The sequence below is a fragment of the Dactylosporangium sp. CA-092794 genome, from assembly GCF_050948465.1.
Lineage (GTDB): Bacteria > Actinomycetota > Actinomycetes > Mycobacteriales > Micromonosporaceae > Dactylosporangium.
The window spans coordinates 2,477,268-2,504,227 of record NZ_CP192044.1; the positions used below are offsets into that span (position 1 = coordinate 2,477,268).

Sequence of the window (26,960 nt, forward strand, 5' to 3'; positions counted from 1 at the left end):
GTGTCCCGCGAGGCCGTCGACGACGAGCCCGAGCTGAGCATGCCCATCGTCGCGGTCGTCGGCCGGCCCAACGTCGGCAAGTCCACGCTGGTCAACCGCATCCTCGGGCGCCGGCAGGCGGTCGTGGAGGACGTCGCCGGCGTGACGCGCGACCGGGTCGCCTACGACGCGGAGTGGACCGGCCGCAACTTCACGATCGTCGACACCGGCGGCTGGATGCCCGACGCGCGCGAGCGCGCCAAGGCCATCGCCACGCAGGCGGAGATCGCCGCGCAGACCGCCGACGTGGTGCTCTTCGTCGTCGACGCCACGATCCCGCCGACCTCCGACGACGAGGCGGCCGTGCGCATGCTCCGGCGCAACGGCAGCAAGGTCATCCTGGTCGCGAACAAGGCCGACAACGACCGTATCGAGAACGAGATCGCCGGCCTGTGGGGCCTGGGCCTCGGCGAACCCTTCCCGGTCTCGGCCCTGCACGGCCGCGGTTCGGGAGACCTTCTCGACAAGATCCTGGAATACCTTCCAGAAGCCAAGCCGGTGGTACCCCGCGAAGCCGGCCCGCGCCGCATCGCACTCGTCGGCCGTCCCAACGTCGGCAAGTCCAGCCTGCTCAACAAGCTCGCGAAAGAGGAGCGGGCGGTGGTCGACTCGGTCGCCGGAACGACCGTCGACCCGGTCGACAGCCTGGTCGACTTCGGCGGCGAGACGTGGCACCTGGTCGATACCGCCGGCCTGCGCAAGCGCGTCGCACACGCCAACGGCACCGAGTATTACGCATCGCTGCGCACCAATGCCGCGATCGAGGCGGCGGAGGTCGCGATCGTCCTGCTGGACGCGAGCGAACCCATTTCCGAGCAGGACCAGCGCATCATCTCAATGGTGATCGACGCCGGCCGCGCGCTGGTCATCGCGTTCAACAAATGGGACCTCGTCGACGACGACCGGCGGTACACCCTCGGCAAGGAAATCGACCGGGAACTGCGCCGCGTGCCGTGGGCCGTGCGGGTCAACGTCTCCGCGCTGACCGGCCGCGCGGTCGACAAGCTCGCCCCGGCGCTGCGCACCGCCCTCGCCAACTGGGAGCGCCGCGTGCCGACCGGCCAGCTCAACCAGTGGCTGACCGCGCTCGTCCAGGCGACACCCCACCCGATCCGCGGCGGCCGCGCCCCGCGCGTGCTGTTCGCGACCCAGGCCGGCGTTTCCCCGCCGAAGTTCGTGCTGTTCACCACCGGCGCGCTCGACCCGGGCTACGTCCGATTCGTGGAGCGCCGGCTGCGCGAGGAGTTCGAGTTCACCGGCACCCCGATCCACATCACGGTCAAGCCGCGGAAAAAGAACAAGAAATAGCTCGGCGGTCAGTCGGCCAGCGCGAAGATCTCGTAGTGCAGCTGGGCGCGGGGCACGCCGAGCCCGCGCAGCGTTTCGAGGACCGCGTTCGTCATTGCCGACGGCCCGCAGACGTATATGTCGCGTTGCCGTATATCCGGAACGAGCGACAGCAAATGCTCGGCGCCGAGCGGTGTCGGCTTCGTCGCGCCGGTGCGGCCGGTCACCAGGTGCAGCTGCGCGCCCTTGGCGGCGGCCAGCCGGCGCAGTTCGCCGAGCAGCGGGGCGTCGGCCTCGGAGCGGGCCCGGTACAGCACCACGATCGAGCCCTCGAGCTCCTCCAGCAGCGACCGGATTGGCGTCACCCCGACCCCGCCGGCAATCAATAATGTCGCCGTTTGCGTACGGTGCTGGCTCGTGAACGCACCGTACGGGCCCTCGACGAATACGCGCGTGCCGACGCGGAGGTGCCGCAGGCCCGCGCTGCCGGAGCCGACCGCCTTCGCGGTGAGCCGCAAGCCGCGCCCGTCGGGGGCCGTCGACAGCGAGAACGGGTTGACCTGCCACCAGCGGGCCGGCGTGAGGAAGCGCCAGAGCATGAACTGCCCGGCCTGCGCCGGCATCCGGTCGAGGTCACGCCCCGTGACGTGCACCGACACCACGTCGTCGGACTCGGGTACCACCGCCGAGACGCGCAGGCCGTGGCGCGCGTTGCGCCATAGCGGCAGCGCGATCCGGCCGAGCACGAACGCGCCGATCGCCGCCGTCCACAGCACCCACCAGTACACCTTCGCCCAGGTCGCGGGCTGCGAGATCGGGTTCTCGACGGTCTGGTGGACGATCGCGAACCCCACCACCGCGTACATGCCCAGGTGCAGCGCGTGCCACAGCTCGTACGGTAGCCGTCGGCGCACTGTGCGTATCGAGGTGAGCACGATAATGAGCAGCAGGGTGCCGGCGATAATCCCGGCGAGCGTGCCGAGCGAGCCGAGCCACGCGTCGGCCAGCTTCCCGAAGGGCCAGTTGCGAATCCGGGCGTACGCCCACGAAGCGAGCGTCGCGTGCACGACCACCGTCCACGCGAGGGTGATTCCGACCCAGCGGTGCCAGGCGGTGAGCTGACCCATCCCGAGCCGGCGATCGAGCCAGGGAATCCGGGCCACGAGCACGAGCTGTAACGCGAGGAGCACCGCGGCGTGCAGGCCGAGGAACCGCCCGACGGACAGCATCGGCTCGGGCGTGTCGGCGGCAGTGAAGAACAGCACCTCGACGACGATGGCGTTGGCGATCGCCACGGCGAGTACCGCCAGTGTCGCGCGCTGCGGGCCGGTCATGATGCGGCGTCGGGTCGTGCGTGCGCGCGGCGCGGCGGTGATCATAAGGCCTCGAATCGGTCGGACAGGGCGTACCGCAGCAGAACGACGTCATCCATCTGGCGCACCTCCGCCATGGTGGCGCGGTGGCCCGGGTGCCAGGGGAAACGGCCGTCGCCGACGAACCGCGTCGCCCGCCCGTCACCCACGAAGAATGGTGCGATCACCAGCTGCAGTTCGTCAACGAGGCCGGCGGTCAGGAACATGGTGTGGATCGTGCTGCCGCCCTCGACCAGCAGCCGCCGCACGCCGCGCGCCGCCAGGTCCTCGAGCGCGAGGGCGAGATCGACCGGCTCGCCGCCGTCGACGACGGTCGCCCGCCCGTCGAGCCGTTCGCGGTTGTGACACGCCGTTTTCGTCGCGCAATAAACGATTTTCTCGGTGTCGCCGTCGGTGAAGAACCGTGACTCCGGGTCGACGTCGCCGTGACCGACGATCGCGACCTTGGCCGGCAACGGCGGCAGCCCGTTCTCGGCCCGCCGTTCGCGCCGCTCGGCCGCCCGCACCATGAGCCGCGGGTTGTCGCGCCGGATCGTGTTGGCCCCGACGAGGATCGCGTCGCACTCGGCCCGCATGGCGTCGACGCGGTCGAGGTCCTCGCTGTTGGAGAGCACGAGCCGCTCGTCGGTGGCGTCGTCGAGGTAGCCGTCCAGCGACATCGCGCAGCTCAGCAGCACGTAGGGCCGTGCCCGCTCGCCCGCGCCGCCGCTCCGGACCGCGTCACCCTCGCCCCGGGTAGTGCCGCCCTCGCCCCGGACGGCCATATCGCCGTTGCTCCGGGCCGCGATGGTGCCCTCCTGCCGGACGGCCACGTTGCCGTCGCCACGGAGGGCTGCGTTGCCCTCGCCCCGGGTGGTGCCGCTCTCGCCCCGGACGGCCATGTCGCCGTTGCTCCGGGCCGCCACGGTGCCCTCCTGCCGGACGGCCACGTTGCCGTCGTCCCGGGCGGCCGTGCTGTCGTCGCTCGGGGCGGCTGCGTTGTCGTCGCTATGGAGGGCCGCGTTGCCCTCGCCCCGGGCCGCAATGTTGCCGCTTTCGGTGGTCGAGCGGTTGCCCTGAGTTACTGAATTGCCGGTTTGCGGATTATCGCCATTGCCGGGATGGATTTCGGGATTACCGTCGATCGGCGCGGGGGCTGGGAGCGCCGCGATGGTTCGGCCATCACCCTGCACACTTGGATCATAACTGTGTGTCAATGATGCGTCGACCCGTATTGCGTCGGCCCGCGGCGGGGCGGTTGTGTCAGCGCGCGGCGGCACGGTTGGCCTTCGCCGCCAGGTAGCCCGCGTTGGCCGAGCTCAGGAACACGCCGGTCGGCACCACGCTGGCCACGGTCACGCCGAGCCGGTCGAGCTGGTCGGCCTTGTCCGGGTTGTTGGTCAGGAGTGCGATCCGCGACACGCCGAGCGCGTCGAGCATCTGCGCCGCCGCCGAGTAGTCGCGCTCATCTTCCGCGTGACCGAGGGCGATATTGGCCTCGTACGTGTCCAGGCCGGTGTCCTGCAGCGCGTATGCGTCGAGCTTCGAGTACAGGCCGATGCCGCGGCCCTCCTGGCGCAGGTACAGCAGGAAACCACCCGCCTCGGAGATGCGCTCGATCGCCTCGCGCAGCTGCGGGCCGCAGTCGCAGCGCTCGCTGCCGAAGATGTCACCGGTCAGGCACTCGCTGTGCAGGCGGACCAGCGGCGGCACCCCGCCGCCGGCGCTGCGGCGCACCGCGGCGGCCCAGTCACCCAGGCCGAAAGCGACGTGTTCGCGCCCGTCGACCAGGCCGTTGAACGAGAACAAGCGGGCGGTGGTGGAGTATCCGTCGAGGAGTCGCAGCGGCACCGTCACCTGCGTGCGCATCGTTGCCCCGGGCAAAGTTTCGAACATCCTTCTCCTTCAGCTGGCCACGGCGCGTCGGCGGAAGAGCAGCACCGCGACGCCGGGAAGGCTCGACACCAACACCAGTACCCCGTAGACGGTCGCCGTCGCGACGCCCTGTGCGGCGGTCAGACCGGCCGCCCCGAACGCCCAGGCGGCCACGCCCTCCCGCGGCCCGAACCCGCCCACGTTCGCGGGCACGCCCATCGCGAGCAGCGCGAGCAGTGTGAGCGGCAGCAACTGGGCGGCCGGCGCGGTCAGGCCGGCGGTCCGCGCGGCGACCAGGAACGTCACGAGATGCCCACCGACCGCGACCGCCGAGAACAATACGACGCCCGGCCAGATGCGCCGCGCCATGAGCACGGTCCGCACATCCTTGCGCGCGGTCTGTACCGCCCGCCGCCACACCCGCGGCCCGCGCCGCCCGGCGACCAGCGCCAGCAGCGCCACGACCAGCACGCCCCCGCCGACGGCGGCGGCGATCCGCGGCATGTACGGCCGCACCGGCGACGGCAGCGCCCACAGCAGCCCGACGGCGAGCGCACACTGCACGACCTGCCCCGCGCTGCGTTCCCACACCACGGCCCGAATGCCCCGCCCGACGTCGCCACGCTCGCGCCCGTGACCGACCGCACGGTCGACGTCACCGAGCACGCCTCCGGGCAGCGTCGAGTTGATGAGCACCGCCCGGTAACAGTCCGCGACCGCGGTGTGCAGCGGCAGGTGCAGCCCCAGCCCGCGCGCGACCAGCCGCCACCGCCACGCGCACGCCACGATCGTGGCGGCCCCCACCAGCAGCGCCGCGGCCAGCGCCCACGCGTCGATCATCCGCAGCCCGGCGAGGAACGGCCCGCTACCGAGCCGCCACACCAGCAGCCCGAGCACGGCAATGCCGGCAACCGTCCGGACCAGCCCCCACGGGCTTCGCCGCGCGCGCTTCCCGGATTGACCCGGCGTGTCCGTCGCATCACCCTCGGAAGCCAACCGTGTGGCGGAAGGCGAAGACTCGGCGGCCGGCGAGGACGTGGCGGCCGCGGCTCGCGACGGCGCGACAGACGGTGGCGGCGCGATGACGCCGGACCGCGCGGCCGTGGTGGTGGATGGCGGGGCGGTGGCGTTGGACCGCGCGGCCGTGGTCGCCGTGGCGGTGGACCGCGCCGCTGTGGTGGCGGACGGCGGCGCTGTGGTGGCGGACGGCGGCGCGGTGGCGGCGGAGGGTGAGGGCCCGGCGGGTGACGGCAGCGCGGCGGCCGGCGGCGCTTCGGGGCGCGCGGGCACGTCAATGCGCTGCATGGTGGAACTCCTCCCGGGGATCTCTCAAGTCCATACGCCCCTCGTGGCAATCGGGTTCAGTCGTTCGCCGGTGGCGCTCGGATGTATCAGAAATCACGTACGGGGGTCGTGAGGGTTCAATGTGTGACCGAATAATCGTCGCCGATCGGGTTGGCGGGCAGATTGCGGAGCGTGTCGGAGACCTGGCGGGTCGTTACGGACCAGTCGGTCAGGGTGTCGCGGCGGGCGCGGGCGGCGGCGCGGAGCCGGGCGCGTAGCGGGGGGTCGGTGAGCCAGTTACGGAGCGCTGCGGCGAGTGCCGCCGGGTCGTCCGGTGGGATCAGGAAGCCCGGCACCGCGCCGTCGGGGGCGCGGCCGACGGCCTCCGGCAGGCCCTTCGCCGTTGTGGCCAGGACCGGGATGCCGCGGGCGAGGGCCTCGGCGGCGACCATGCCGTAGGTCTCGCCGCGGGACGGGTGGACCAGCAGGCCGGCGCCGGCGTACAGGCCGTCGAGCTCGGCGCCGACGCGTGGGCCTTCCAGTCGCAGTCGGTTGCCGATGTGGTACTCCTCGATGCGCGCCCCAAGCGTCTCCACGAAGGGCGCGTCGCGGTCGATGGCACCCGCGCAGACGCAGGTCCACGGTAGGTCCGCCACCTGGGCCAGGGCCTCCACCAGCACGTCGTGGCCCTTGTGCGGTGCGACCACGCCCACGCACAGGAAAGAGGCTTCGGGACCCGTCGACAATTCCGCCGGAGCGACGCCTGGAGTGGCGACCCGGACGCGGTCCGTGGGCAGGTCGTACAGGGCGGTCAGGTGCCGGCGGGTCCACTCGCCGGTCGCGACGATCGCGCGGGCGGTGCGCAATGCCGCGGCCTCGGGTCGGCGGGCCGACGGGTCGGTGTCCCCGAACGGCATGTGCACCAGGAGCACCAGGCGGAGCCGGTACGCGTGGGTGGTCAGGACCGTCGGTGCGCACGACGCGATCAGGCCGTCGACCAGCACCGGCGCGTCGTCGGGCACGCCGGCCAGAATCGCGTTCAGGGCGGCCAGGTCCGCCGTCGTCGGGCGGGGCCACGCTCCGTAGGCGGGGTGTTCGTGTACCCGCCAACCCTGGGTGACGAGGCCGGAGCAGAGTTCGCGGTCGTACCGGTTGCCGCCGCTCGGTGACTGTGGGTCGTCGATGTTGTCGGGCAGGATTACCTGCAAATCCATTGCCGGTAAATGGGTCACAGAGGGCGCTCGTAGGTTGCCCAGGCTACGTGGGACTCGCGCAGCGTCACCGAGATGCGCTCCAGGCCGGCCGCGCCCGGGCCCAGGGCGCCGACCTTCACTCGGGCGGCCAGGCGGTCGGCCACTACCGCGGCGAGCATTTCGGTCGAGGTGTTCACGCCCGCGAAGTCCGGCTCGTCGTCCAGGTTGCGGTAATTCATGGCGGCCAGCACCGACTTGAGCTCCGCCGACGCCAGACCGATGTCGACGACCAGGTTGTCGGCGTCCAGTTCGGTGCGGAAGAACGACACGTCGACCACGTACGTGGCGCCGTGCAGGCGCTGGGCCGGGCCGAACACCTCGCCGCGGAAGCTGTGGGCGATCATCATGTGGTCACGGACGGTGAGGCTATACACGAGCAGGGCTCCTGACGGGTCGGCGATGAGGCGGGACCGAATTACCGGGCGCTTGCGGCGCGACCGGGATTAGCGGATTGCGGTGGGACCAGGATTAGCGGATTGCGGTGGGACCGGGAATAGCGATTGCCGTGGGACCGGGATTAGCAGATTGCCGTGGGACCGGGATTAGCGGATTGCCGTGGGACCAAATGGTGGAGTTGTGGTGGGACGGGATCAGTCGGTCATGGGGACGGAACACGGGGATCAGTAGGTGATGAGATGGCACAGGGCCGGCAGGGTGCCGTCGGCGAGGCGTGGCAGCACGGCGGGTAGCTCCTCGAACGGCGACTCGCCGGTGATCAGGGCGTCGAACGCCGGGTCGCGCAGTAGCCGGAGCGCCAGGGCCAGCCGATCCGCGTAGGTCCGCGAAGCCTGCCGGGCCGGTGACACGGTGCCGACCTGGCTACTACGAATGGTGAGGCGGCGCGAGTGGAACGCGCCGCCGAGGGCCAAGGTGACGGGGCGGTCGCCGTACCAGCTCAGTTCCAGCACGGTTCCCTCCGGGGCGAGCAGCTCCAGGGAACGCTGCAGGCCGGACTGCGTGGCACTGGCGTGCACCACCAGGTCGCGGTCGGGCGACGCGGTGTCCGGGGTCGCGTACCGGATGCCGAGTGCCTCGGCGATCGCGGCGCGGGACGGGTCGACGTCCACCAGCTCGACCTCGGCGCCCGGGAGCCGGGCCAGCAGCGCGGCGGCGCAGCAGCCGACCATGCCGGCGCCGAGCACGGTGACCCGGTCGCCGACCAGCGGGGCGGCGTCCCACAGGGCGTTCACCGCGGTCTCCACCGTCCCGGCGAGGACGGCGCGGCGCGGTGGCACGCCGTCGGGCACCTCGACGACCGACTCGCGCGGTACCACATAGGCGGTTTGATGCGGAAACAGGCAGAAAACCGCGCGGCCGACCAGCGACGGCGGGCCCGCCTCCACCAGGCCCACGTTGAGGTATCCGTACTTCACCGGATACGGGAAGTCGCCCTCCTGGAACGGAGCGCGCATGATCGCGTGCTGGTCCGGCGGGACCTTGCCGGCGAACACCAGGGTTTCCGTGCCGCGGCTCACGCCCGAATAGAGGGCTCGGACGAGCACTTCGCCGTCGCTCGGTGTGGGTAACGCGACGGAGCGTATCTCTCCGCGCGCCGGCGGGCCCGCTGCGGTCGCGGCGGTGATCCAGAAGGCACGGGCGTCAGGCATCGCGGCCCTCACCGGCAGTAATGGCGTTCATCGGTACCTCGTCTGGGTCGTTCGTGCCCGAACGCTCACGGTGCGTGCGGATCGCGGGTTGCAATGCGATCGAACCGTCTCGGCGCCATGCGCGTATGCACTGTCGGGTCCATGGTCAGCAGGCACAGCCACGTATACGGAGCGACAATGCCGAGGGTTCGAACCGGTCCGATCATCGGACTCATCTTCCATGTCACCGTGCTCATCGGGCTCGCGGCGAGTGTCGGGCTCGGCGCGGCGGGCTGGGCGGTCGGGCTGCTCAGCGGGATCGTCACCTGCGTGGCGCTCGGTAGCGGGCTGCAACGCTCCGGGGCCACGGGGCTCGGGGCGGCCAACGCGGTCACGCTGGCCCGGGCCGGGCTCGCCGGCGGGGTGGCCGCGCTGACCGCCGATTCCTTCACCCGGCCCGCGCCGGTGGCGGTGCTGTGCGCGCTGAGTGCCGTCGCGCTCGCGCTGGACGCCGTCGACGGCAAGGTCGCGCGGCGTATCGGCGGGGTCACCGCCCTGGGGGCGCGGTTCGACATGGAGACCGATGCCTGGCTGATTCTGGTGCTCAGCGCGTACGTCGCGGAGTCCGTCGGGGCGTGGGTGCTCGTCATCGGGCTGATGCGGTACGCGATCGGCGTGGCGACCTGGCTCGTGCCGTGGCTGCGGGGGCCGGTTCCGCCGCGGTACTGGCGCAAGGTGGTCGCGGCCATGCAGGGCGTGACGCTGGCCGTGGCCGCCTCGGGGCTGCTGCCGATCGCCGTGACGACCACGGTGGTGGCGATCTCCCTCGTGTTCCTGCTGGAGTCGTTCGGGTCCGAACTGGTGTGGCGCTGGCGCCGGCAGTCGCTCAGGCCGGCGGTGGCGTCCTGATGGCCATCCTGTCGCGCTCCGTGAGCGCCACCAGCGAGGAAGAAAAACCACAAGAGGAAATACCGGCAAAACCGGCCGCGGAAACAACGGCGGCGAAACCATCCGTGGTCAGGCGGGTGCTGCGCGGGATCGGGCTCCTCGCGGGAGCCGCCGTGGTGCTGTTCACGCTCGTCACGCCGGACAAGCTGACGCAGTTCGGGCCGCTCGCGTTCGTGCGGGTCCCGATCGAGGGGCTGCTGCTGGTCGCGCTGTACCTGGCCGCGCGGGGGCGGTTGCGGACCGTGGTCCTCGTGCTCGCCGGCGTGGCGCTCGGGCTCCTGCTGCTGGTGCGGCTGTTCAACCTCGGCTTCTACACCGCGCTCAACCGGCCGTTCGACCCGGTGCTCGACTGGGTCCTCATGGAGCCGGCGTTCGGCGTGCTCAGCTCGTCGGTCGGGCGGACGGCGGCGATCGCCGTCGCCGTGGTGCTCGGGCTGATCCTGCTCGCGGTGCCCGTGGTCATGACGTTCGCGGTGCGCGGGCTCGGCCGGCTCGCGCTGCGGCACCCCACCGGCGCGGCGCGCGGCACCGCCGTGCTGGCCGCGGTGTGGGCGGTGTGCGCGATCTTCAACCTGCAGTTCGCCAACGGGCTGCCGGTCGCCACCGACAGCGCCACCGGGGCGCTGGGCGACCAGGTCTCGCTGGTGCGGCGGGACATCAACGACGGCGAGAAGTTCGGCCGGCAGGCCTCCATCGACGCGTTCCGCGACAAGACGGGCTCCCAACTGCTGAACGGGCTGCGCGGCAAGGACGTGCTGCTCGCGTTCGTGGAGAGCTACGGGCGCGACGCGGTCGAGAACCCGCAGTTCGCGCCGCAGGTCGGGGCCACGCTCGACGATGGCACGCGGCGGCTCGCGGCGCTCGGCTACGGTGCGCGCAGCGCGTTCCTGACCTCGTCGACGTTCGGCGGCGGCAGCTGGCTCGCCCACGACACGCTGCTGTCCGGGCTGTGGGTCGACAACCAGCAGCGCAGCGACGCGCTGCTGGAGAGCGACCGGTTCACGCTCAACGCCGCCTTCCGCCGGGCCGGCTGGCACGTGGCCGGGGTCATGCCGGCCAACGATCGGGACTGGCCCGAGGGGCAGTTCTTCCAGTACCACGACTACTACGACTCGCGCACGATGGGCTACAAGGGCCCCAAGTTCGCCTACGTGCCGGTGCCGGACCAGTTCACGCTCGCGGCGTTCCAGCGCCTCGAGCGCCAGCCCGGCCACGCGCCGGTGTTCGGCGAGGTGCCGCTGGTCTCCAGCCACGCGCCGTGGACGCCGATCCCGCAGCTGGTGGGCTGGGACCAGGTCGGCGACGGCACGGTGTACAGCTCGATGAGTACCGCCGGCGATCCGCCGGACGTGGCCTGGCGCACGTCGGAGAAGATCCGCACCGCCTATCGCAACGCCACGGTCTACTCGCTGAGCAGCCTCATCTCCTACATCGAGACCTACGGCGACGACAACCTCGTCGTGGTGTTCCTGGGCGATCACCAGCCGTCACCGGTCATCGTCGGCGACACGAAGAACCGCGACGTGCCGATCACGATCGTCGCCCACGACCCGAAGGTCCTCGACCGCATCTCCGGCTGGGGCTGGGAGAGCGGCCTGCGGCCGGACGGCGGCGCGCCGGTGTGGCGGATGGATGCCTTCCGGGACAAGTTCTTGACCGCGTTCGCATAACGGACTGCCGTATCCTCGATCGCGGCGCGCGGACGGCGCCGACGATCGCGGACGGAGCAACGGATGCCGAAAGGAACGCGCCGCCTCGGCGAGCGCGGGCGGATCGGCCCGTTCCCGCTGTGGGCGGTCGTCGTGGTGGCGATCGCCGTGGTCGCCGCGGGTGTCACCGTCGCTATCTCCGGAATGTCCGAAAAATCCGACAAATCCGGCCAAGCGCCGCCAGCGGCGCAAAACGCCACCAAGCCGGACGGGACCAAGCAAAACGGCACAGGCGGCGAAAGCCAGCCCAGCCAAGACTGCGCCACAAGCATCGTGGCCAAGATGCCACTGGAGCAGCAGGCCGGACAGCTGCTCATGATCGGCACCCCGATCGCGACGCCGCTCAACGCGACGCAGACCATCCAGAAGTACCATCTCGGCGGCATCTTCCTGGCGGGGCGCAGTTCGGCGTCGGCCGCCTCGCTGCGCCAGGCGACCGGCCAACTGCAGGACGCGGCCAAACAGGGCGGCGGCATCATGCTCCAGATCGGCATCGACCAGGAGGGCGGGCAGGTCCAGACGCTCAAGGGCGCCGACTTCCCGGCCATCCCGTCCGCGGTCAGCCAGGGCAAGCTCGACCGCGGCAAGCTCACCGCCGACACCGCCGACTGGGCCGGTCGGCTCAAGAACATCGGCGTCACCATCGACCTCGCCCCGGTCGCCGACGTGGTCCCGGCCTCCGTCGGCAAGGCCAACCCGCCCATCGGCGGCTTCGACCGGCAGTACGGCTCGACGCCCGACCCGGTCGCCGAGGACGTCGCGACCGTGGTCTCCGCGGTCCAGGGCGCCGGCGTGCTGACCACCCTGAAACACTTCCCGGGCCTGGGCCGGGTGCGGGTCAACACCGACACGTCCACCGGCGCGCGCGACGACCTCACCACCGCCGACGACCCGTCGCTGAAGCCGTTCGGCAGCGGCATCGCGGCCGGTTCCGCGGCGGTGATGATCTCCTCGGCGACGTACCCGAAGCTGGATCCGGACAACGTGGCCGCGTTCTCCGCCCCGATCGTCACCGGCCTGCTGCGCGGCAAGATGGGCTTCACCGGCCTGGTGCTCTCCGACGACCTCGGCGCCGCCACGGCGGTCAGCGGCGTGCCGCTGGGTCAGCGCGCGGTGAAGTTCGTGGCGGCCGGCGGGGACGTGGTGCTCAGCGTCCGGCTCGCCGACGCCGGCCCGATGTCCGAGGCCCTGATCGCCGCCGCCAAGGCCGACCCGGCCTTCGCCGCGAAGGTCACCGAGTCCGCGACCAGGGTGGTGCAGAGCAAGATCAAGGCCGGCCTCACTCACTGCTAGGACTTGTGTCACAGTCGGTCACAGCCATTCGTTGATCGCGGCGATGTGCACCGCGGCTTCGTAGCCCCCAGGTGCGCCACCCCGGGCCGCGACGGCGCGGTGGCGCTCGACCCGCACTCCACCGCGTGGCACTGCTGGCGAGGTTACGGGGTCGAAGCCGGTGCCCGGCCGCCCTCGACCCCGGCTTGCGCCCTCCCACGCCGCCAGGATCCAGCGGCCGGCTCAACCCCGCCGATCCACAACGGCGCGCCCCCAGCGGCCCCGCCCCGCCGCGCGCGGCGCTGGTGGCCCTGCGGCCGGCGCGGCGGGCGGCCGGCGCGGCGTTTTGCTTCCGCGATCATGCACCGGACGCGTCCACGAGCTGGGATCCTCATGATCGCGGAGCGATAGTGCCGCTCCTGGTACATCATCGCTCCACGATCATGGAGATCCCGCCATTCGGGACGCTCCTCGGCATGATCACGGAGAGAAAGCGCCGCCGGGGGCCGTTCACCAACGACCGGAGACCTCGCTCATTGCCGATCTCGACACGCCCGAACCTCAGCGCGGTCCGCCAATACCCGACTTCGACACAGGCCCTAGACCAGCGAGACCCGCGGCTAGACCAGCGAGGGCTCCAGCGACACGTCCAGGCCGTCCGCGCCCAGGTCGACCGTGATCTCGCCGGAGTCGGCCCCGGTGACCAGCAGCTGCCGGCCGATGCGGGTCTCCAGCTGGCGCTGCAGGAACCGGCGCAGCGGCCGGGCGCCGAAGACCGGATCGTAGCCGGCCTCCGCGATGAAGTGCCGGGCCTCCGGCGTCACGCGCAGCCCGACCCGGCGCTCGGCGAGCCGGCCGCGCAGGTCGTCGAGCAGCAGGTCGACGATCTGCTCCAGCTCGGCCAGGGTGAGCGGCTTGAACAGCACCGTCTCGTCGATGCGGTTGAGAAACTCCGGCCGGAACGCGCCGCGCAGCAGGTCCAGCACCCCGGTCCGGGCCGCCTCGGTCAGCTCGCCGCCGGCGGTCACGCCCTCCAGCAGCAGCTGCGAGCCCAGGTTGCTGGTCATGATGATGACGGTGTTGCGGAAGCCGACCGTGCGGCCCTGCGCGTCGGTCAGCCGGCCGTCGTCGAGCAGCTGCAGCAGGATGTTGAAGACGTCCGGGTGGGCCTTCTCGATCTCGTCGAGCAGGATCACGGAGTAGGGCTTGCGCCGGACGGCCTCGGTCAGCTGGCCGCCCTCCTCGTAGCCGACGTACCCCGGGGGCGCGCCGACCAGGCGGGAGACCGTGTGCCGCTCCTGGTACTCGCTCATGTCGAGCCGGATCAGGTTGTCCTCGGTGTCGAACAGCGCCGCCGCCAGGGTCTTGGCCAGCTCGGTCTTGCCGACCCCGGTCGGGCCCAGGAACAGGAACGAGCCGATCGGCCGGCGCGGATCCTTGATGCCGGATCGGGCCCGGATCACCGCGTCGGCGACGACCTGGACCGCCTCGTCCTGGCCGACCACGCGCTCGTGCAGGATGTCGGTCAGGCGCAGCAGCTTGTCGCGCTCGGCCTCCAGCAGGCGGGCGGTCGGGATGCCGGTCCACCGGCCCACGATGCCGGCGATCTCGTCCGGCGTGACCACCTCGCGCAGCAGCCGGTGCCCGCCCTGCTTGTCGGCGAGCCGCTCCTCCTCGGCGTGCAGCCGCCGCTCGAGCTCCGGCAGCCGGCCGAGGCGCAGCTGGGCGGCCAGGTCGAGGTCGTACTGCCGCTCGGCGAGGTCGGCCTCCCGGCGGGCCCGCTCGATCTCCTCGCGCAGCTGCTGCACCTTGCGGATGGCCTGCCGCTCGGCGTTCCACTGCGCGCGCATCGCGTCGACCTCGCCGCGCAGGTCGGTGATCTCCCGGCGGATCTGGTCGTGCCGGGCGATGCTGCCCGGGTCGCTCTCCTTGGCCAGCGCCGACTCCTCCATCTCCAGCCGCATCAGCCGCCGGGCCGCCTCGTCGAGCTCGGCCGGCTGCGAGTCGATCTCGGTGCGCAGCATCGCGCACGCCTCGTCGACGAGGTCGATCGCCTTGTCCGGCAGGAAACGGTCGGCGATGTAGCGGTGGGAAAGCCGGACGGCGGCAACCAGCGCCGCGTCCTGGATGCGGACGCCGTGGTACACCTCGAGCCGCTCCCGCAGCCCGCGCAGGATCGTCACGGCGTCCTCCGGGCTCGGCTCGTCGACCAGGATCGGCTGGACCCGCCGCTCGAACGCGGCGTCCTTCTCGATGTGCTTGCGGTACTCCGCGAGCGTCGTCGCGCCGATCATGCGCAGGTCGCCGCGGGCCAGCATCGGCTTGAGCAGGTTCCCGGCGTCCATCGCGCCCTCGGCCGCCCCGGCGCCGATCACGGTGTGCAACTCGTCGACGAACAGCAGGATGCCGCCCTGCGCGGCGATCACCTCGGCGAGCACCGCCTTGAGCCGCTCCTCGAACTCGCCGCGGTACTTCGCGCCGGCGATCAGCGCGCCCATGTCGAGCGCGAAGATCGTCTTCTCGCGCAGCCCCTCCGGTACGTCATGGTCGACGATCCGCTGCGCCAGGCCCTCGACGATGGCGGTCTTGCCCACACCCGGGTCGCCGACGAGCACCGGGTTGTTCTTCGTCTTGCGCGACACGATCTGCACCACCCGGCGGATCTCCTCGTCGCGGCCGATGACCGGGTCGAGCCGGCCGGCCCGGGCGTCGGCGACGAGATCCCGCCCGTACTTCGACAGCGCCTCGTAGGCGGCCTCCGGGTTGGCGGAGCTGACCCGCTGGGCGCCGCGCACCGAGGTCAGCTCGCTCAGCAGCCGTTCCCGGTTGACGCCGGCCGCCTGCAGCCGCCGCCCGGCCGCGGTGGTGCCGCCCTCGTCGACGAGTGCCAGCAGCAGGTGTTCGACCGAGACGTACTCGTCGTTGAGCCGCCCCGCCTCGCGCTCGGCGGCGTCGAGGACCCGGGCCAGCCGCTGGGTGATCGCCACCTGCCCGGGCGGCACGCCGGGCCCGGTGACGCTGGGCCGCCGGTCGAGGTCGGCCCGCACCTGGGCCCGCAGGTCCTCGACGTCGGCGCCGCAGCCGGCCAGCAGCCGCACCGCGATCCCGTCGGGCTGCTCCAGCAGGGCGAGCAGCAGGTGCTCGCCGTCGACCTCGGCGTGCCCGGCCCGGGTCGCCATGCCCTGCGCCTCCAGCAGCGCCTGCTGGGACTTCTCGGTGAGCCGGTTCAGGTCCACGGCTGCCTCCGCAGTTGTGCCTCGAGCTCGTCGATGCGGGCGAGCAGGTCCAGTACCACGCCGACCGCGGCGTAGTTGAGCGGCAGTTCGGCCCGCAGCCGGCGGATTCGGGCCAGCCGGGCCAGCTGCGCGCCGGGGAACGTGGGCTCGCCGCGCTCGCCGGGCACCGGCTCCAGCAGGCCCAGCGCGACGAGCCGTGTGACGAGCTGCGGGTGGACGCCGCCGGCCGCGGCGAACGCCTCCAGCGACAGCGTCGAGGCCGGGCGATGCACGATCGCATAGTTCATTCGGTACTCCGGGGATCGAACGACGACGTTCGCGAAAGCTCCTCGAAGAGCCGTAGTTCCTGCGCCGCCGGCTTCGGCGGGACCATGATCCGGATCTCGGCGTAGAGGTCGCCGGGGTCGCCGCGCGGGTTGGGCAGCCCCTGGCCGCGCAGGCGCAGCCGCCGCCCCGAGGACGAGCCGGGCGGCACCCCCACCCGCTTCTCGCCGCCCGGCGTCCGCAGCGGCACGGTCGCGCCGAGCGCCGCCTCCCAGGGCGTGACCGGCAGCTGGACGGTGACGTCCCGGCCCGAGACCTTGTAGCGCGAGTCCTCGGCGATGTGCACGACCAGGTACAGGTCGCCGGCCGGCCCACCGCCGAGGCCCCCGGATCCCTGCCCGGGCAGGCGGATCCGCTGCCCCTCGGTGATCCCGCGCGGGATCGTCACCTCGTAGCGGCGGGGGTCCCGGCCGCCCCCGCCGGGCAGCGTGACGGTGCGGTCGCCGCCCCGGTAGGCGTCCTCCAGGCGGATCGTCAGCTCCGCCTCGGCGTCCGCGCCCTGCACTGGCCCGCGGCCGAACCCGCCGCCCCGGCCGCCGAAGATGCTGCCGAGCAGGTCGTCGAGGCCGATGTCGAACTCGACGCCGCCGCGCGGCCCGGTGCCGGTGCGGGCGTAGCGGCGGCCGGTCCGGCGGTCCTGCCGCTCGAAGTCGTCGGGGACCTGCCGCCACCGCTCGCCGAACCGGTCGTACTTGCGCCGGCTGCCGGGGTCGGAGAGCACGTGGTACGCCTCGGTGATCTCCTTGAACCGCTCCTCCGCGCCGGGCTCCTTGTTGACGTCGGGGTGGGCGCGGCGGGCGAGCTTGCGGTAGGCGCGCTGGATGTCCTCGGCCGTGGCGTCCCGCGACACGCCGAGGACCCGGTAGTAGTCATCCGCCATCGTCGTGGTGCTCCTCGGCCGTGGCCGGCCGCTGCTCGGCCGCGGAGGACGGCGTCGCGGCGACCGCGACGACGGCCGGGCGCAGCAGCCCGGCCGGGCCGCCGTAGCCGGGCCGCACCACGCGCACCACGGTGCCGGGCGGCGCGGCCGGGTCGGCGACCGCCTCGGCGGCCTCGTGCCGGCTCGGGTCGAACGCCTCGCCCTCGGCGCCGACCGGGGCGAACCCGAGCCGCCGCAGCACCGCCTGCGCCTCCTCGCGCACCTGCGTCACGCCGGCCACGATCGCCTGCGGGTCGGCGCCGGCGTGGCGCAGCGCGAGGTCGAGGTGGTCGAGCATCGGCAGGAACTCCGCGGCGACCCGCTGCCGCTCGGCCGCGGTCCGCTCGGCGACCAGCCGGTCGCAGCGCTTGCGGGTGTTCTCGACCTCGGCGGCGGCCCGCTGCCACCGCTCCCGCCACTCGTCGGCCTCCGCCGCGGGGACCTGCTCGGCCGGTTCGTCCGGGGCGTCCACGGCTCATCACCCGCCCGTGAAGTCGGCGTCGACCACGTCGTCGTCGCCCGCGCCCGCGCCGGCCCGCTGTCCCGCCTGCCCCGGCGCGCCCTGCGGCTGCTGGCCGGCGCCGGCCAGCGAGTACGAGATCTGGCGCAGGTCCTCGGTCAGGCTCCGCAGCCGCTGCGGGTCGGCGTCGGGGTCCTTGACCGCGTCGCGGGCCTGCTGGACGAGCATGTCCGCGCGGGCGCGCTCGTGCTCGGGCACCTGGTCGCCGCGCTCGGTGATCATGCGCTGCACCTGGTACGCCGCGCTGTCCAGCTCGTTGCGCGCCTCGACCGCCCGGCGCATCCGCTCGTCCTCGGTGCGGTGCTGCTCGGCCTCCCGTACCATTCGCTCGACCTCGGACTTGTCCAGCGTGCCGCTCTCGGTGATGGTGATCTGCTGCTCGCCACCGGTGTCCTTGTCCCGGGCCGACACGTTGAGGATGCCGTTGGCGTCGATGTCGTAGGTGACCTCGATCTGCGGGATGCCGCGCGGGGCGGGCCGGATGTTCTCCAGGCGCAGCCGGCCCAGCACGCGGTTGTCCGCGGCGCGTTCGCGCTCGCCCTGCAGTACCACCACCTCGACCGCGGGCTGGTTGTCCTCCGCGGTCGTGAAGGTCTCCGCGCGCCGCGTCGGGATGGTCGTGTTGCGGTCGATGACCTTCGTCATGAGCCCGCCGAGCGTCTCCACGCCCAGCGACAGCGGGGTGACGTCGAGCAGCACCACGTCGCGCACATCGCCCTTGAGCACGCCGGCCTGGATCGCCGCGCCGAGCGCGACCACCTCGTCCGGGTTGACGCTCATGTTGGGGTCCTTGCCGCCGGTGAGCCGCCGCACGAGGGACTGCACGGCCGGCATGCGGGTCGCCCCGCCGACGAGGATGACCTCGTCCAGGTCGTTGTCGCTGACCTTCGCGTCGCTCATCGCCTGGCGGACCGGGCCCATCGTGCGCTCCAGCAGGTCGCTGGTGAGGTCCTCGAACGTCGCCCGGGTGACGGTCATCGTCAGGTGCTTGGGGCCGTTGGCGTCGGCGGTGATGAACGGCAGGTTCACCTGGGTCTGCGGCACCGAGGACAGCTCGATCTTCGCCCGCTCGGCCGCCTCGATGAGCCGCTGCAGGGCCTGCGGGTCCCGGCGCAGGTCGATGCCCTGCTCGCGCTTGAACTCGTCGGCGATGTGGTCGACCAGGCGGTGGTCGAAGTTGTCGCCGCCCAGGTGCGTGTCGCCGGCGGTCGCCCGCACCTCCACCACGCCATCGCCGACGTCGAGGATGCTTACGTCGAACGTGCCGCCGCCGAGGTCGAAGACGAGTACCGTCTCGTGACCCTTTTTGTCCAGGCCGTAGGCGAGCGCGGCGGCCGTCGGCTCGTTGATGATCCGCAGCACCTCGAGCCCGGCGATCCGCCCGGCGTCCTTGGTGGCCTGCCGCTGCGCGTCGTTGAAGTAGGCGGGGACGGTGACGACGGCCTGCGTCACCTTCTCGCCGAGGTACTTCGCGGCGTCGTCGGCGAGCTTTCGCAGTACCTGTGCGGAAACCTCCTCCGGCGAGATCGCCTTGCCGCGCACGTCGAACCGGACCGCGCCCTCCGGCCCGGACCCGACCTTGTAGGTCACCGTCTTGATCTCCTCGGTGACCTCTTCGAACCGGCGGCCGATGAAGCGCTTCGCCGAGGTGATGGTGCCCTCGGGGTTGAGCGCCGCCTGGCGCTTGGCGAGGTGCCCGACCAGGCGCTCGCCGGTGGGCGTGTACGCGACGACGGACGGCGTGGTCCGGCTGCCCTCGGCATTGGTGATCACCGTGGGCCGGCCGGCCTCGAACGCGGCGATCACCGAGTTGGTCGTCCCGAGATCGATGCCTACTGCCCTGGCCATGGGTCTCAGATCCTTCCGGCGCGTGACGTTCCTTCCGACGCGATGACGTCTCGTCTTCGACCCTGCGCGCGGCGGGCGCGCGCGTGCTTCCTGCGCCCGGGATGAGGTGATGTCAGTCCAGGTCGACGACCTCCCGGCCGAGCGGCCAGAACGCGACCGGCACGAGCTTGAAGTGGGCGATGCCGAACGGGATGCCGATGATGCTCACGCACAGCGTCACGCCCGCGGTGATGTGGGTGAGCGCGAGCCACCAGCCGGCGAGCAGCACCCAGATGATGTTGGCCACGCCGGTGACGACGCCGGCGCCGCCCGGCTTGGCGCGCACGGTCCGGCCGAACGGCCACAGCGAGTAGACGGCCAGCCGCCACGAGGCGATCGCGAACGGGATCGTCACGACCAGGACGAAGCAGATGAGGGCGGCGAACGCGTAGCCGACGAACAGCAGCAGGCCGCCGCCGAAGATCAGCCACAGCACGTTGAGAATGAAACGCATCACCCATCGATCATTTCGTACCCCCGCAATGCGGACGTGCGCCGGGTGGCCGTTGCCCGGGCCGGGCGCCCATCGAACACCCTGCAATCCCAATAATTCCGGCATGCGCCTCCGGTTCGTGTCCTGCCTCGTGATGGCCGGTGCGCTGGTCGCCTCGTGCGCCCACGCCGCCCCCGCGCCGCCGGTCTCCGCCGCGGCCCCGCCACCGTCCTCGCCAGCACCGTCTTCCGCGCCGGCACCGTCTTTGCCGTCGCCACGCCCGGCCGAGGCCGCGCTGCCGCAGGGTTTCGTCGGGCTGTCCGATGTGGACGGCAGCATTTTGAGTGATATGCGGTACGCCACGCCGCACAACTTCGTCGGCCGGGTCGTCAACGGCTACGTGCGCCCGCGCTGCATCGTCACCCGCCAGGCGGCCGAGGCGCTGCACCGCGTGCAGCAGAGCGCCCTCGCCCGCGGGTTCAGCCTGAAGATGTACGACTGCTATCGCCCGCAACGCGCCGTCGACGACTTCGTGTCCTGGTCACACGACGCCGACCAGCGCATGAAGGGCGAGTTCTACCCGCGCGTGGCCAAGTCGGAGCTGTTCGACGACGGCTACATCGGCGGTCCCACCGCCCACAGCCGCGGCAGCACCGTCGACCTCACCATCGCCGCGCTGCCGGCCCGCGCCGAGCGCGCCTACGCTCCCGGCGAGCCGCTGGTGTCCTGCACCGCGCCGGCCGATCGGCGGTTCCCGGACGACAGCGCCGACATGGGGACCGGCTTCGACTGCTTCGACCCGCTCGCCCACACCGCCGCCGACGGCATCACCCAGGCCGAGGCCGCCAACCGCGCCCTGCTCAAGGACCTGATGGCCGCCCAGGGGTTCACCAACTACCCGAAGGAATGGTGGCACTACACCCTGTCCCAGGAACCGTTCCCGGACACGTACTTCGACTTCCCGGTCGCCTGACGCAGGGGCAGCGGGTCACCCCGCTTCGAGGGCGGAGAGGGTCGCCTCGTCGAGGGCGATCGTCGCGGCCGCCAGGTTGGCCTCGAGGTGGCCGGCGTCGGCGGTCCCGGGGATGAGCAGCACGTTCGGGGCGTGGTGCAGCAGCCAGGCGAGGCCGACCTGCGCCGGGGTGGCGCCCACCGCTTCGGCGGCGGCGACGACGGCCGGCTGGTCGGTCACCTTCGCCCGGCCGGGCGCCTCGCCACCGAGCGGGAAGTATGGTACCCAGGCGATCCGCTCCGCCGTGCAGAGCCGCAGCAGGTCCTCGTCGTCCCGGGCCACGAGGCTGTAGGCGTTCTGCACGCAGACGATGCCGGCCGGCAGCGCGCGGCGCAGGACCTCGAGGCTCACAGCGCTGAGCCCGATCGCGCCGATCTTGCCCTCGTCGCGCAGCGCGATCATCTCGGCGAGCTGGTCGTCGACGTCGACCACCTGGTCGCCCTGGGCACGCAGCGCCGCGGGACCGACGTCGGTGCGGCGCAGGTTGACCACCGGGATCCGGTCGAGACCCAGCGAGGCGAGGTTGTCTTCGACGGAGGCCCGCAGCTGCTCCGGCCGCTGCGCCATGCGGATCGGGTGCGGGCCGTCCGGGTCCGGGTCGCCGCCGACCTTGCTGACCACCATGACGTTGTCGCAGGGGCTCAGCGCCTCGCGCAGCAGCCCGTTGACGAAGCCGTTGCCGTAGAACTGGGCGGTGTCGACGTGGTCGACGCCCAGCTCCACGGCCCGGCGCAGCACCGCCAGGGCGGCGGCGCGGTCCCGGTGCAGGCGGCGGAGCTGCATCGCACCGTAGCCGACCCGGCTGACGGCGCGACCGGCCAGCGGACCGCGTGGGTTGTGCATGACGACCTGCCCTCGTGCGAGGATGGAGAAAGCGGAGGTGCCTCCGCGATGAGCACTGTAGCACTGCCGGAGGTGCCTCCGTTTTGAGCCAGCCCGAGCCGGCCCCCACCCGGGCCCACGCGCGCCGCAACCGCGAGAAGCTCGTCACCGTCGCCCGCGCTGCCTTCGCGGCCGCCGGCGGCCCGGTCACGCTGGAAGCCATCGCCCGTGCGGCTGGCGTCGGCATCGGCACCCTCTACCGGCACTTCCCGACGCGGGAGGCGCTCGTCGAGGCCGTCTACGCCGCCGAGCTCGATGACGTCTCCGCGAGCGTGGCCGACCTGCTGGAGCGGTACCCGCCCGACGTGGCCCTGCGCGCCTGGCTGGACCGCTACGCGAGGTTCACCACCACGAAGAGCGGCATGCTGGACACCCTCCGCGCCGCCGCTGCCGCCGGCCGTATCACCCCGCAGACCCGCGAGCGCGTCACCACGGCGATCCGCACGTTCCTCGACCGCGCGGCCCGGACCGGCGCGCTGCGCACGGACGTCGCCGCCGAGGACGTCGCCACCATGCTCTACGGCGTCTTCCTCGCCACCGGCGGCGAGACCTCCGACCAGCTCGGCCGCCTGCTGGACCTGATCGTCGACGCCCTCGCCCCGCGCGCCGCGACCCGTCAGCCGGCCGGCTCGGCGACTTCGTGAATCGCCTGCGCCACCCCGCGCAGGTCGTTGTCCCCGCACCGGCCCGCGCCGCGCGGGAACCGGCACCGCTGGCCGCGGTGCCCGCTGGCGGCCACATGGTGCCCGTCCCGACGCGCCGGGCGCGGTCGGCGATCACGTCTCACCCGCCGGGCGCCGGCCACCGCGGAGCACGGCGTAGCGACCGGAAGTCTCCGCGATCATGCGCAACCCGGCATCGACACCAACGGTTTTTCATGATCGCGGAGTGGTGATGTACCCCCGTGTACCGAAAGGTTCCGGGATCATGGCAAACCCGTGGTGCGGTCATCGCGGGCATAACGATCACGGAGACATATGTCCGCCCCACGGCGCCGGTGACCGCGCAAGGCGGTGGATGCGGCTCGCCGGACCGTTACGGGACCAGGACCAGGCGGCGGGTGGCGCGGCCGTCGACCTGGGTGGTCCAGGCCTCGGCGACGTCGGCCATGGGGACCTCCAGGTGGTCGACCGTGAGGCGGCCGGCCAGGGCGTGGTCGGCGATGAGGCGCATGGTGGCGCCCTTCTCGGCGGCGCTCAGTTCGTTGTTGGTGTAGCCGAGGACTCGTAGCGAACCGCTGCGCAGGGTTGCGGAGTCGATCGGGGCGGTTTCGGCGGCGGAGCTGCCGAGGTTCACCAGGCGGCCGTGGGGGGCCAGGACGCGCAGGGCGGCCGCGGCGGGGATGCCGAACAGCGGGTCCAGGACCAGCTCTAGCGGGCCGTCCAGGGCGTCGCGGAGGCGCTTGGCGAGGGCCGCCACGTCGTCGTTGTCGTCGAGCGGCACGACGGCGTCGGCGCCGAGGCGGCGGGCCCGTTCCTGGGCGGCCTGGGAGCGGCAGGCGGCGACGACCCGCCGTGCGCCGTGCAAGCGGGCGACCTGCAGGGCGACCTGGCCGACGATTCCGCCGCCGCCGAGGACCAGGACCTGTTCGCCGGTGCGGAGCTCGCCGCGCCAGGTCAGGGCCTTCCAGGCGGCGACGGCGGAGAGGCCGAGGGCGGCGACGAGCCGTGGGTCGACGCCGTCGGGCAGGGTCACGACGTCGGCGGCCGGCACGACGGCCCGCTCGGCCATGGAGCCGTCGCCGGGGCGCATGCCGGCGCTGGTCGGGAACCACACGGTGGTGCCGTCGGCGAGGGTGCCGACGCCCTGCACGCCGGGAACGTAGGGCAGGGCCGGCACCCCGAAGTACGAGGTGCCGGAGGCGCACAGCAGGTCGAGCGGCGTGATCGGCGCGGCGGTGAGGCTGACGGACACCTCGCCGTCGCCGGGGGCCGGCTCGGGCCGGTCCACGACGACGGGGGGCTGTCCACACTGGACGATGGTGACGGCGCGCATCAGGTGGCGATGTCGGGGTAGGGCAGGCTGTAGCCGGCCAGGCGTTCGGCGTAAAGCTTCTGAAACGCGAGGGGCTCGGTGTAGTCGCGTTCGAACATGGCGATGAACAGCGTCAACGTCAGGAACGGGTGCGCGCCGAGCTCGAACAGTTTCGGGTAGTCGTGCGAGGCCAGGGCCTGCCGCTCGGTGTCGTCCAGCCGCAGCCAGGTGGTCGCCTCACCGGTGTGGCAGTTGAGCACCGCCCCACCCAGGTTGGCCTCCCACCACGCCACCGTCCCCGCCGGGTCCTCCCGATACCGCTCCACCAACGCCGGATCCCGGTCCACCGTATACAGGAACTTGTCCAACAAATATTTGCTCATGCCGGCGCTCCGTTGGGATACCAGGTGAAGTACGCCTCCATCGTGTGGAACAGGTCGTAGGTGTCGACGTAGTCCGCCTTCGCCCCCGCCCCGGCCACCCCCATCATCAGCATGAAATCCATGAACCCGTGCGTGGCATTCCCCGGCGCGTGCAAACTGTCCAGGGTCACCTCGGCCAGACACCCATCCAGATCCCCACCCGCGATCCACTCCACCGCCCTGGCATCGAACTGCGGGTCCGGGCCGTGCGGCCCGAACTGCCGCGGCCCACCCAACTCCAGGGACAGATGCCCCGTCCCGATCACCGCCACCCGCAGATCACTCGGCCACGACTCGATCATGCCGCGCAGCGCCTGACCCAACTGGACGAACCGTTTCGGCTGCGGCAACGGCGGCGCGAAAATATTCGTATACACCGGCACGATCGGCAGATCCGCCTCCGGCCGCAACGTGATGATCGGACACGTCACCGAATGATCAATCCGCAACTCGTTGCTAAACGCCAGATCAAACCCGGCGTCCAACCCGGCCCGCAACAGATACCCCGACAGATCCTCCTGACCCGCCAGGAGCATCCGCGGCAGCCCGAACTCCCGCTCCTCGTTGTACCAGTTCGCGTCATACATCGGCGCCTTACCGATCAGAAACTGCGGCATATTGTCCAGCCACAACTGGTGAAAATGATCCGACCCCACCATGACCAGGACATCCGGGTTCGCCCGCGTCAGCGTCTCCCGGAACCGCACAATCTTGCGCACCCACTCATCAGCAAACGGCGGACGATCCTCCCCCACCGCCGTACTCGCCTTGTAATAGAACGGATGATGCGTCGAGGCGATCACCGCGACCAGCTCAGCCACGATGCCCTCCTTCCTCAGCTGGGGTGTACACCGCGTTGCGATCCACCGTGCGGTAAATCTCCAAACCCAACCCGGTCCGCTGCTCCTCCGCCAAATGCCCCAACAACCCCGCCGCCCGCGCCAGCAACGCAAACCCCCGCAACATCCCCACCGGCAACCCCAGATCCGCCAGCGCCGCACCACACACCCCGGCGCCGTTGAGCGGCAACGCCCGGCCCAGAATCGCCGGGTGGACCCGCCCGACCGCCTCGAACAACCGCAGATGCGGCCCCCGCAACCCCTCCTCCTCCGCAATCCCGATCAGCACCGGGGTCCGCGGGTCCCGCACCTTGTGCACCGGATGCCCCAACCCCGGCACGAACCGCTTCGCCGCCCGCGCCTCGGTCACTGCGGTCGTGGCGAGGGCGTCCCAGCCGGCGTCGTCGGTGGGCAGCGCCTCGACCCCGGCGAGGACGTCGGCGAGGAACCGGCCGCAGTCCTCCGTCACCCCCAGGAAGCGCGACCCACCACCCAGCAGGCCCGCGGCCAGGGCGCCCTGCAGGGCTTCGGGGGCGCTCGCGTAGGTGACCCGGGCGGCGATCGCGGTCGGGGTGAACCCGTGATCCGCCAACGCCACCAGCACCGTCTCGAACACCCGGCACTGCCCCCGGGTCGGACGCCGCCCGGCCACCAGCCAGAACGCCAGCTCACCGAACCCGACCTTGCCCATCAGATCGGCGGCCAGATCCTGCCCCAGCACCCGGATCTCATCCGCCTCCGACGTGCCGATCCCGGTCGGGAACCTCAACCCTTCAACCACTGCCGGATCTCCTCCCCATGCTCATCCAACCCCGGCGGCGGCAACTCATACCGCGCCGCACTCCCCGAAAACCGGATCGGATGCCGAATCCCCGGCACCCCACCCGTCACCACCACCGGCGCCAACCCCAACTCCTCCGCCAACGCCACCCCACCATCAATCGTGTTGATCGGCGCACACGCCACCCCCGCCGCCGTCAACACCCGAAACCACTCCTCCTTCGACCGCGTGGCGAGGCGCTCCACCAGGATCGGGCGCAGCGCCTCCCGGTTCGCGGTCCGGTCCTGATTCCGGCCGAACCGCGGATCCGACAGCAGTTCCTCCAACCCGAGGACCTGGCACAGTTTCGCGAACTGCCCGTCATTCCCGGCGATCACGATCAGCTCCCCGTCCGCGGTGGGGAGCGGTTCGTAGGGGAACAGGCTCGGGTGGGCGTTACCCATCCGGAACGGCACCGTCCCACCCGCCACATACCCACTGGCATGATTCACCAGGCCGGACAGGGCTGAGGACAACAGATTCACCTCGACATGCTGCCCCACACCCGCCGACTCCCGATGCCGCAACGCCGCCAAAATCCCGATCGTCGCATGCAACCCCGCCATCACATCAAACACCGAAATCCCCGCCCGGAACGGCGGCCCATCCGCATCCCCGGTCAAACTCATCAACCCCGAGACCGCCTGCACCATCAGGTCATAGCCCGGCAACGACGCCCCCGCACCCGACCCGAAACCACTGATCGACGCGTACACCAGGCCAGGGTTCGTCTCCGCGAGCGTGTCGAAGTCCAAACCGAAGCGACGCAACCCACCCGGCTTGAAATTCTCGATCAACACATCCGCGCGGGCCGCCAACTCACGCGCCGCGGCCAGATCCTCCGCCACCCGAAAATCCAACACGATCGACCGCTTGTTCCGATTGATCCCCAGGTAGTACGTCGACACCCCATCCCGCACCGGCGGCATCCACGTCCGCGTGTCATCACCACCCGGACCCTCCACCTTGATCACATCGGCGCCCAGGTCGGCCAGCAGCATCGTCGCATACGGACCCGCGAGAATTCTGGAGAAATCGGCCACCAGCAGGCCGCTCAGCGGCCCTCGTGGCTCCGGTGCCGTCATCA

26 protein-coding genes are annotated in these 26,960 nt (G+C 71.7%); 7 read left to right on the forward strand and 19 right to left on the reverse strand.

All coding sequences use genetic code 11. The annotated features are described in order from the left end of the window. Positions 1-1,347 (forward strand): ribosome biogenesis GTPase Der, encoded by a 1,347-nt coding sequence (gene der, locus ACQPXD_RS10920; RefSeq protein WP_432843792.1) that lies wholly within the window; start codon positions 1-3, stop codon positions 1,345-1,347. 8 nt (positions 1,348-1,355) lie between these two features. On the opposite strand, the gene ACQPXD_RS10925 is transcribed toward der, so the two are convergent. The 4 genes from ACQPXD_RS10925 to ACQPXD_RS10940 form a co-directional block, all read right to left on the reverse strand. Next, on the reverse strand, positions 1,356-2,660 hold the full coding sequence (locus tag ACQPXD_RS10925; protein ID WP_432837327.1) for a ferredoxin reductase family protein: 1,305 nt from the start codon (positions 2,658-2,660) through the stop codon (positions 1,356-1,358). A gap of 41 nt (positions 2,661-2,701) precedes the next feature. Beyond that, the gene (locus tag ACQPXD_RS10930) at positions 2,702-3,358 is read right to left on the reverse strand and encodes a RibD family protein (protein WP_432843794.1); all 657 of its coding nucleotides are present in this window, start codon (positions 3,356-3,358) and stop codon (positions 2,702-2,704) included. Positions 3,359-3,941: 583 nt separating this feature from the next. Further along, a complete protein-coding gene (locus ACQPXD_RS10935) occupies positions 3,942-4,574 on the reverse strand; it encodes a GTP cyclohydrolase II (protein ID WP_432837329.1) in 633 nt (210 codons plus the stop codon). 9 nt (positions 4,575-4,583) lie between these two features. Beyond that, positions 4,584-5,456: a lysylphosphatidylglycerol synthase transmembrane domain-containing protein gene (locus tag ACQPXD_RS10940; RefSeq protein WP_432843796.1), complete on the reverse strand. Its 873-nt coding sequence runs from the start codon at positions 5,454-5,456 to the stop codon at positions 4,584-4,586. 64 nt (positions 5,457-5,520) lie between these two features. Between ACQPXD_RS10940 and ACQPXD_RS10945 the strand changes: the two genes are divergently transcribed. Further along, positions 5,521-5,970, forward strand: a complete 450-nt coding sequence (locus tag ACQPXD_RS10945) for a hypothetical protein (RefSeq protein WP_432844388.1) — start codon at positions 5,521-5,523, stop codon at positions 5,968-5,970. A gap of 4 nt (positions 5,971-5,974) precedes the next feature. Here the strand turns inward: ACQPXD_RS10945 and ACQPXD_RS10950 are convergent, their stop codons facing one another. From ACQPXD_RS10950 to ACQPXD_RS10960, 3 genes are all read right to left on the reverse strand, one after another. Continuing rightward, positions 5,975-7,051 carry a glycosyltransferase family 4 protein gene (locus tag ACQPXD_RS10950; protein ID WP_432837331.1) on the reverse strand — a complete coding sequence of 359 codons (1,077 nt, stop codon included), beginning with the start codon at positions 7,049-7,051 and terminating at the stop codon, positions 5,975-5,977. Between the two features lie 14 nt (positions 7,052-7,065). Beyond that, positions 7,066-7,464, reverse strand: coding sequence for a 6-pyruvoyl trahydropterin synthase family protein (locus ACQPXD_RS10955; protein ID WP_432837333.1), 399 nt, complete (start codon positions 7,462-7,464; stop codon positions 7,066-7,068). Positions 7,465-7,710: 246 nt separating this feature from the next. Continuing rightward, a complete protein-coding gene (locus tag ACQPXD_RS10960; protein WP_432837335.1) occupies positions 7,711-8,697 on the reverse strand; it encodes a zinc-dependent alcohol dehydrogenase in 987 nt (328 codons plus the stop codon). Positions 8,698-8,874: 177 nt separating this feature from the next. Here ACQPXD_RS10960 and ACQPXD_RS10965 point away from each other — a divergent pair, with 177 nt between their 5' ends. The 3 genes from ACQPXD_RS10965 to ACQPXD_RS10975 all read left to right on the forward strand — a co-directional run bounded on the left by ACQPXD_RS10965 (position 8,875) and on the right by ACQPXD_RS10975 (position 12,626). Beyond that, a complete protein-coding gene (locus ACQPXD_RS10965; protein ID WP_432837337.1) occupies positions 8,875-9,585 on the forward strand; it encodes a CDP-alcohol phosphatidyltransferase family protein in 711 nt (236 codons plus the stop codon). 104 nt (positions 9,586-9,689) lie between these two features. Further along, positions 9,690-11,294, forward strand: a complete 1,605-nt coding sequence (locus tag ACQPXD_RS10970; protein ID WP_432837339.1) for a sulfatase — start codon at positions 9,690-9,692, stop codon at positions 11,292-11,294. A gap of 321 nt (positions 11,295-11,615) precedes the next feature. Further along, positions 11,616-12,626 (forward strand): glycoside hydrolase family 3 N-terminal domain-containing protein, encoded by a 1,011-nt coding sequence (locus tag ACQPXD_RS10975; protein WP_432837341.1) that lies wholly within the window; start codon positions 11,616-11,618, stop codon positions 12,624-12,626. A 599-nt stretch (positions 12,627-13,225) separates the two neighbouring features. Here the strand turns inward: ACQPXD_RS10975 and clpB are convergent. The 6 genes from clpB to ACQPXD_RS11005 form a co-directional block, all read right to left on the reverse strand. Continuing rightward, positions 13,226-15,841 (reverse strand): ATP-dependent chaperone ClpB, encoded by a 2,616-nt coding sequence (gene clpB / locus ACQPXD_RS10980; RefSeq protein WP_432837343.1) that lies wholly within the window; start codon positions 15,839-15,841, stop codon positions 13,226-13,228. Beyond that, on the reverse strand, positions 15,832-16,128 hold the full coding sequence (locus ACQPXD_RS10985; protein WP_432837345.1) for a chaperone modulator CbpM: 297 nt from the start codon (positions 16,126-16,128) through the stop codon (positions 15,832-15,834). Before ACQPXD_RS10985 ends, clpB begins: the two co-directional genes overlap by 10 nt. Beyond that, positions 16,125-17,045: a DnaJ C-terminal domain-containing protein gene (locus ACQPXD_RS10990; RefSeq protein WP_432837347.1), complete on the reverse strand. Its 921-nt coding sequence runs from the start codon at positions 17,043-17,045 to the stop codon at positions 16,125-16,127. Before ACQPXD_RS10990 ends, ACQPXD_RS10985 begins: the two co-directional genes overlap by 4 nt. Further along, entirely contained in the window at positions 17,035-17,556 is a 522-nt protein-coding gene (locus tag ACQPXD_RS10995) for a nucleotide exchange factor GrpE (protein ID WP_432837349.1), read from the reverse strand. Before ACQPXD_RS10995 ends, ACQPXD_RS10990 begins: the two co-directional genes overlap by 11 nt. A gap of 6 nt (positions 17,557-17,562) precedes the next feature. Beyond that, positions 17,563-19,452, reverse strand: coding sequence for a molecular chaperone DnaK (dnaK, locus tag ACQPXD_RS11000; protein WP_432837351.1), 1,890 nt, complete (start codon positions 19,450-19,452; stop codon positions 17,563-17,565). 112 nt (positions 19,453-19,564) lie between these two features. Next, the gene (locus ACQPXD_RS11005; protein WP_432837353.1) at positions 19,565-19,948 is read right to left on the reverse strand and encodes a YccF domain-containing protein; all 384 of its coding nucleotides are present in this window, start codon (positions 19,946-19,948) and stop codon (positions 19,565-19,567) included. A gap of 100 nt (positions 19,949-20,048) precedes the next feature. Here ACQPXD_RS11005 and ACQPXD_RS11010 point away from each other — a divergent pair, with 100 nt between their 5' ends. Beyond that, the gene (locus tag ACQPXD_RS11010; protein ID WP_432837355.1) at positions 20,049-20,897 is read left to right on the forward strand and encodes a M15 family metallopeptidase; all 849 of its coding nucleotides are present in this window, start codon (positions 20,049-20,051) and stop codon (positions 20,895-20,897) included. A gap of 15 nt (positions 20,898-20,912) precedes the next feature. Here ACQPXD_RS11010 and ACQPXD_RS11015 read toward each other — a convergent pair whose 3' ends face one another. Continuing rightward, entirely contained in the window at positions 20,913-21,779 is an 867-nt protein-coding gene (locus tag ACQPXD_RS11015; RefSeq protein ID WP_432837357.1) for an aldo/keto reductase, read from the reverse strand. A gap of 83 nt (positions 21,780-21,862) precedes the next feature. Here ACQPXD_RS11015 and ACQPXD_RS11020 point away from each other — a divergent pair, with 83 nt between their 5' ends. After that, on the forward strand, positions 21,863-22,462 hold the full coding sequence (locus tag ACQPXD_RS11020) for a TetR/AcrR family transcriptional regulator (protein WP_432837359.1): 600 nt from the start codon (positions 21,863-21,865) through the stop codon (positions 22,460-22,462). Positions 22,463-22,853: 391 nt separating this feature from the next. Here the strand turns inward: ACQPXD_RS11020 and ACQPXD_RS11025 are convergent, their stop codons facing one another. Genes ACQPXD_RS11025 through ACQPXD_RS11045 form a run of 5 tightly spaced genes read right to left on the reverse strand, consistent with a single transcriptional unit; the run spans position 22,854 to position 26,958 of the window. Further along, positions 22,854-23,813 (reverse strand): quinone oxidoreductase family protein, encoded by a 960-nt coding sequence (locus ACQPXD_RS11025; protein ID WP_432837361.1) that lies wholly within the window; start codon positions 23,811-23,813, stop codon positions 22,854-22,856. After that, on the reverse strand, positions 23,813-24,175 hold the full coding sequence (locus ACQPXD_RS11030) for a hypothetical protein (RefSeq protein WP_432837363.1): 363 nt from the start codon (positions 24,173-24,175) through the stop codon (positions 23,813-23,815). The genes ACQPXD_RS11025 and ACQPXD_RS11030 overlap by 1 nt, the downstream gene beginning before the upstream one ends. Continuing rightward, a complete protein-coding gene (locus tag ACQPXD_RS11035) occupies positions 24,172-25,035 on the reverse strand; it encodes an extradiol ring-cleavage dioxygenase (RefSeq protein ID WP_432837365.1) in 864 nt (287 codons plus the stop codon). Before ACQPXD_RS11035 ends, ACQPXD_RS11030 begins: the two co-directional genes overlap by 4 nt. Then, positions 25,028-25,834, reverse strand: coding sequence for a citryl-CoA lyase (locus tag ACQPXD_RS11040; RefSeq protein WP_432837367.1), 807 nt, complete (start codon positions 25,832-25,834; stop codon positions 25,028-25,030). Before ACQPXD_RS11040 ends, ACQPXD_RS11035 begins: the two co-directional genes overlap by 8 nt. Continuing rightward, positions 25,819-26,958 (reverse strand): CaiB/BaiF CoA transferase family protein, encoded by a 1,140-nt coding sequence (locus ACQPXD_RS11045; RefSeq protein WP_432837369.1) that lies wholly within the window; start codon positions 26,956-26,958, stop codon positions 25,819-25,821. Before ACQPXD_RS11045 ends, ACQPXD_RS11040 begins: the two co-directional genes overlap by 16 nt. Between the last annotated feature and the right edge of the window lie 2 nt (positions 26,959-26,960).